This window comes from Streptomyces sp. NPDC026672 (assembly GCF_040638185.1).
In the GTDB taxonomy this organism is placed as follows: domain Bacteria; phylum Actinomycetota; class Actinomycetes; order Streptomycetales; family Streptomycetaceae; genus Streptomyces.
In genome coordinates, this window is the sequence record NZ_JBEZXS010000103.1 from 1 (window position 1) to 2,225 (window position 2,225).

The window sequence follows — 2,225 nt, forward strand, 5'->3', positions numbered from 1 at the left end:
GTCAACGGATCCGTCAGTTGCACGGGTTTTCTCACTGTCGTCTCAAAGTCCATCTCCGCACCTCCGCCGCGGGCTTCATGAGACGACCGTAGGCACTGGGATGTTCTCGTGTCGACGGAATGTTCTCGGATGTTCTCGCACAATGGCCGGATGTTCCCGTGTGTTCTCACGTCGAGGGCCGCACCATGTAGAGATCAACGATCAGAACCGAGACGCTGAAGGCACCAACTACCCTGAAGGGGACCGGACATGACGCGAAACATCCGCTTCAACGGGACCGACAGCAAGAACGGCGGATGCCCGGCGATTCACGAAGTCGTGGGCACTGACACCTACGTCGTCCAAGGGCCACGGCTCACCGACCCTGACGACCTGGCGAAGCTGCGGTTTCTCGGGCCTGACGACGTAGCCGTCCTCGTCCCCCGGGAGACCCTCGTCAACCATGGACCAAAGGGACTGGAGCGCGTGCGGAAGCTGATCGATCTGAAGGAGTTCGGTCGCCTCTTCGAGACCTTCGAGCACACCGCATGGCGGCTGGAGACGCGAGGCCGGTACCAATCCGACACGGAAGACCCCACGTACGAGGAGTTCGTTCGTACGGGGCGCTTCGAGTTGGACACCGAGGACGACTGGTCACAGCTCATGCGGCGCCAGACGTCGGCCAGCAAGACGGTGGGACGCGTCCGGATCGTCGACGACCCGCCCACGGTTGGCCAACTCTTCCTCCTCGCCGACGCTCCACGCAACGCGGCTGCCGGCGAGGACATGCGCTATCTGCGACGCCAGGAAGCAGAGGCACGCAACCTTCCGGCAGACGACTTCTGGATCTTTGACTCACGCCTGGTGGCCCGCCTCCGCTTTGATGAGGCGGACGTCTTGCTCGGGGCCGAAGTGATCACGGAACCTGCGGAAGTCAACCGGTACATGCAGGTACGCGACGCAGCCATGCACGGCGCTGTTGCCTACGATCAGTTCGCGGCGCAAGTGGCGTCCGCATCCGACCAGCAGTAAGCGAGAGCCGGTGAGCACGGACTACCAACAGGCGCGTGTAGCCTTCGGGATCTCTCTTCGAGAGTTGCGCCTGACGTGTCCGGCAGGACGGCTCACCGGCACTCAACTCGCCTCCACACTCGGGTGGCCTCACTCGAAGATCTACAAGTGTGAGGGCGGCAAGCAGACCATCACGGAGGAAGATCTCCGACGGTGGGTCGAAGCCTGCGGGCAGCCTGACAAGTTCGAGGGGCTTCTAGCAAGACTCCGGGGCTTCGAGTCGCAGATCCGATCATGGCGCCGTCAGCTTGCCTCCGGACACAGCCCCGTACAAGACACGTGGAACGTCGAAGTATCACGCTCCCGAGTCATCCATGCGTGGGAGGAGGCAGTAATCCCGGGCATGTTGCAGACCGCGGACTACGCCCGCCACGTGTTCACCCGCTACGGGACATTCTTCGGGTCAGCACAGGACGCTGACGAGGCCGTACTGACCCGAGCAAGACGTCAGGAATGGCTCCACGACAGCCGGAATACACTCCGGGTCATCGTCTGGGAGGCGGCTCTCCGCTCGCTCCTGTGCCCTCCCCCGGTACTTGATGCGCAACTGGATCGGCTCGCGAGTGTCGTTGGAATGAGTTCGGTAGAGCTCGGGATCATCCCCTTCACAGAGCCGCTAAAGCTGCCGGCTGCCAATGGGTTCTGGATCTTCGACGACCGGCTTGTCATCACGGAGGACTGGCACGCGGAGCTGTGGCTCGACGATGCCGAGAACATCCGACTATACGAGCGGGTCTGGACCACTCTTCATGAGTCCGCCGCGTACGGGAACGACGCCCACGTCATCATCAACGCCGTAAGACGGGCGCTGCGCTCTTAGCCTGACGTCACACGGGGAACCCCAGGGCCCGCATGCGCCGGCGGTACGCCTTGCCATGCTCGCCGTCGCAGAAGCGGCGGACGCGACCGGCGCCCGTCGTCTGTGTCAGCGGGGCGCCACAGTGCAGACATCCGGTGTTGCACTGGCTCTTGAATCCCTTGGTGAAGTCCATGATTCCTCCGTAGTCGTCGTGCTCTAGAAACAGGACGGGCCGACCCCATGGCGGAGTCGGCCCGTGTGCGTGGTGTGTGTCAGACCCACCTTCCGCTTCTGATCGCTGCAACCGTCGCGTCCTCGTACATCTCAATGCGCGTGTCGACGATGTCCGTGATTTCCCGGTCCCCGACGAACACGC

The 2,225-nt window shown here is 62.9% G+C and carries 3 protein-coding genes; 2 read left to right on the top strand and 1 reads right to left on the bottom strand.

Features of this window, described 5'->3' with window-relative positions; translation table 11 throughout:
- Nucleotides 1–249: 249 nt before the first annotated feature.
- Both AB0F77_RS42930 and AB0F77_RS42935 read left to right on the top strand, forming a co-directional pair.
- The gene (locus AB0F77_RS42930) at nt 250–1,011 is read left to right on the top strand and encodes a DUF6879 family protein (RefSeq protein ID WP_358079789.1); all 762 of its coding nucleotides are present in this window, start codon (nt 250–252) and stop codon (nt 1,009–1,011) included.
- 10 nt (nt 1,012–1,021) lie between these two features.
- Nucleotides 1,022–1,870 (top strand): helix-turn-helix transcriptional regulator, encoded by an 849-nt coding sequence (locus AB0F77_RS42935; RefSeq protein ID WP_358079791.1) that lies wholly within the window; start codon nt 1,022–1,024, stop codon nt 1,868–1,870.
- 7 nt (nt 1,871–1,877) lie between these two features.
- Here the strand turns inward: AB0F77_RS42935 and AB0F77_RS42940 are convergent, their stop codons facing one another.
- Nucleotides 1,878–2,042 carry a hypothetical protein gene (locus tag AB0F77_RS42940; RefSeq protein ID WP_358079793.1) on the bottom strand — a complete coding sequence of 55 codons (165 nt, stop codon included), beginning with the start codon at nt 2,040–2,042 and terminating at the stop codon, nt 1,878–1,880.
- Between the last annotated feature and the right edge of the window lie 183 nt (nt 2,043–2,225).

Excerpts from the sequence above, each read along its gene's own strand:
- AB0F77_RS42930 (WP_358079789.1), top strand. The coding sequence starts at position 250 with ATGACGCGAAACATCCGCTTCAACGGGACCGACAGCAAGAACGGCGGA.
- AB0F77_RS42940 (WP_358079793.1), bottom strand. The coding sequence starts at position 2,042 with ATGGACTTCACCAAGGGATTCAAGAGCCAGTGCAACACCGGATGTCTG.